The 3,727-nt window shown below is 34.5% G+C and carries 2 protein-coding genes; one reads left to right on the forward strand and one right to left on the reverse strand.

The window, feature by feature from the left end; genetic code table 11:
- Positions 1-153: 153 nt before the first annotated feature.
- Complete coding sequence (locus tag MJG50_RS21900; protein ID WP_240257901.1) at positions 154-861, forward strand: hypothetical protein; 708 nt, start codon at positions 154-156, stop codon at positions 859-861.
- A gap of 833 nt (positions 862-1,694) precedes the next feature.
- Here the strand turns inward: MJG50_RS21900 and MJG50_RS21905 are convergent.
- Positions 1,695-3,245 carry an ABC-F family ATP-binding cassette domain-containing protein gene (locus MJG50_RS21905; protein ID WP_240257902.1) on the reverse strand — a complete coding sequence of 517 codons (1,551 nt, stop codon included), beginning with the start codon at positions 3,243-3,245 and terminating at the stop codon, positions 1,695-1,697.
- Between the last annotated feature and the right edge of the window lie 482 nt (positions 3,246-3,727).

The following is a 3,727-nucleotide window of genomic DNA, read 5'->3' on the forward strand; positions in this document are numbered from 1 at the left end:
TAAAATCGGCATAATGGCTGTTTTTAAGAGTGTCTACTTGACAGGTGCATGATCATTCTCAAAATACGGCTGTTATTCTCAAAATACGGTCATTAATTTAAAAATACGGCTGTTAGCAACTTCGTTATACATTTATTTAAAAGGAGTGTTAAGGTGAAGAAATTAATTGTGATCTTGCTCTCTTTATTTTTAACGGCTTGCCAGCAACAAAAAACGAATCTCCTCACAAGTCAAATAGATTCTTCAACTATAGAACATCCAACCGAAACTACTAATAAAATAGTTTCACTTCATCTAATAGATTCGAATGGGCAAAAATATATCGTTCCTATTCATTCCATCCCAGAGTTTGAGCAATACCTTAGCGAAATAGAGGATCCCTTACTAGAGCTTGAAAGAACTTCATATAATTTCTTAAATATCGAAAGTGAAAGTGAAAAGTATGTAGCCTTTCAATATAGTTGTGGTAATAAATTGTGTTCAACTATTTTAATAAAAATTGTGGAATCAGATATAACAAGCTTTCCAATTGGTTATGGAATATTAATGGATTATAAACAATCGCCAAGCAATAAAAATGTTATATTCCGTTTTGGAGTCAATGAGGGGGGTGGCGTTTTAAGAAATAATTTAGTAGTTATTGATTTAAAGATGTTGAAGCCTTTATCCTCACCGAGTGTTGACACCGAGCAATATTTCAATGATCCGCAATGGCCGATTACAGAATACGGATGGATTAACGATGAGGAATTCATGATTCAAATTGCCGATATCGAGAATTCTGACTATGAAACTCTTTTAAAATGGAGTGAAGGAGAGCGAAGCACGAAGGAAGTGCTTATTAGTTTGAAAAATAATTAATACTGTTATAAAGATAGATGGGGCAAGGGATCAGATGAATACTTTGTCTCCCTTTTTTAGATTATATTGGAAATCATAGGAACGTATGTATGGTATAATATAAGAGTAATGGAATAGTGCGTTCGAGGGCGGTTGGCACATCAATTTTCCCTACTTAGTTTCGACATATATGAATCTACTTTTCTTTTCACAAATATTTGCGAAAAGGGGAATTGTTTACTTTTAAATCAACTGTCTCGTCCTAAGTCGAGTAACTATTTAAAGTAAAATAAGGGGAGCTTTTCCTGTTAAATGCTAAATGGTGCTCATTTTTGGGGACATAAGGGGAGTTTTTCCTGTTATGGGAGGCAAAATCTCCCATTTTTGAATTTTTAAAGACGATAGGCGGAGTTTCTCCTGTTATATTAGCCTTTTTTAATAATAATTATGAATTAAGAGGAATTTTTCCGTCTATTTATCAGCTTGGGTGTTCAACCTAGTCCTCGAACCAGATGAGTGCAGATCTTCTTGGTCCTAGATACAGGAAGTTTGACTTCGGAGTAAGGGGTATTGCTGTCAGTATTTGCGGGATATATGAATCTTCTTTTCTTTTATTTAACAAATTCAGAGATACTAGATTTTATTTATATAAATGGTTCAGTCCTCTTGTGTTAATTGAAAAACATAGATACTATGTTTCAACATTTGAATCAATTCGTTGTTCAACTTTTAATGATATTTTATACGTGTCATAACTACGATTAATGTCCGTAATTTCTTATCTCAGGAAAAAATGGTTTTTCAATGTATTAAAGGAAAAGGCAGGGAGCTTTCCCTGCCTTTTTGTAACAAGATTATTCAACCCGCCATTTTTCTAAATCCCACACCTTCGTCACCCATCGCTCATAGAAGTCTGGTTCGTGGGATACGACAACAATTGTTCCTTCGTACTCCATTAGTGCTTTTGAGAGAATTTCCTTTGATTGAATATCCAAATGGTTTGTTGGTTCGTCGAGAATTAACCAATTACTCTCTTCTAGCATTAATTCACATAGTCTAACCTTTGTTTGTTCTCCACCGCTTAATGACTTCAATGGTTGAAAAATATGTTCGGATCTTAGGCCAGCCCGGGCAAGTGCCTGACGAACATCTTTTTGAGTCATCTTTTCGTGTAACGACCAAATATATTCAAGTGGTGTCTCTTCTGATGTTGTCAGCCATTCTTGGGCAAAATATGCGGGCTGAACATTTTGCCCAAATGAAATGGATCCTAATAATGGAGGTAATTCTCCTAAAATTGTTTTTAATGTAGTCGATTTCCCAATCCCATTGTAACCAATGATCGCCACCTTTTCCCCTCTTTTTAATGTAAAAGACATTGGTGGTAGTAGGGAATAATCGTATCCAATCTCTAGCTGATCAACCTCCACAATTAAGCTTGCGGGTCGTTCAGAGACCTTAAATGAAAATCTTGGCTTAGTTGGTGGAATCGGTTTTTCAATTTTTTCGATTTTCATTAATTTCTTCTCACGTGCTTTTGCTTGTTTTGAAGTCGAAGCTCTTACTTTATTTTTATTGATATAGGTTTCAAGTTTTTTAATTTCAGCTTGTTGCCGATCATAGGCAACATACATCTGCTGCTTTCTAAACTCATACACCTCGACAAACTTTTGATAATTTCCGATATAGCGGGTTAAATGCTTATGCTCCAAGTGATAAATCACATTAACAACTTCATTCATAAAGGCAGTATCATGTGAAATGAGAATAAATGAATGTGGATAAGATCTTAAATATCCCTTTAGCCACTCAATATGCTCGAAATCAAGATAGTTTGTCGGTTCATCAAGTAATAGGACATCTGGTTTTTCTAATAATAGCTTAGCTAATAATAATTTTGTTCGTTGACCACCACTTAATTGACCAACATCTGAATCCATTCCAAGTGCTTTAATTCCTAAGCCATCAGCAATCTCGTCAATCCTTGGATCGATTTGATAAAAATCCTCATGATCCAACATTTCTTGAAGATTTGAGTACTGTTTGAAGAGTGTTTCAAGTTTATTCTCTGTGCTTTCTCCCATTTGATTGGTAATTTCGAGCATTCTTACTTCGGCATCGTATAGGTGTTGGAATGCGCTTCTTAAGTACTCTCGAATACTTTTTCCGTTAGGCAGGTCAATTTGCTGTTCAAGATAACCTGCATTGATATTGGGTAGCCATTCAATAGAACCTTGGTCTGGCAAAATGGATCCATCTACAATTTTCAATAGGGTCGATTTACCTGACCCATTAATCCCGACTAGCCCAACTTTTTCATTTTTTAATAGGCTAAAAGTGATGTCATTTAAAACTAATTTATCTCCATAATAATGAGTTATATTTTGAACTGTTAAGATGCTCATTGTCGTCTCTCCTTAATTGGTAAAATGACCAATCGTAAAACGGGAGAATCCTATTTTCAAAAATAAAAAGGGCGAGTGAATACACTCTGCCCTTTTCGCTTAGTTAAAAAGTTCTTTTTAACCTGATATTATTCGTCATCAAAAACTACATAAACGAATTATAAATAGGAAAAGGGTTTGAATTGTCTGTTGTTTTACGATTGGCTTTGCTATAAATGGACATACGTGTCCGGTTATCAGCTAAAGTCAAATTAAAACAACAGGTGTATTCATTGGGCCTTTTCCTCCTTGATTTACTAAAATAAGTATTTGTTACATTATATTGGATGGATTTGCAATTTGTAAAGAGTATTTAAATAACTATTTCACGTCAATTAAGGGTTTTCAAAAAAATACGGGCGTTATTTTGAAAATACGGTCATTAAAATGCTATTGTACCTATATAGTAGACAGTTTTAGAGAAACAACCACTCTCAAATTAA

Origin of the sequence: Fredinandcohnia quinoae (assembly GCF_022427965.1) — a bacterium.
Classification (GTDB): Bacteria; Bacillota; Bacilli; order Bacillales; family Bacillaceae_L; genus Ferdinandcohnia; species Ferdinandcohnia quinoae.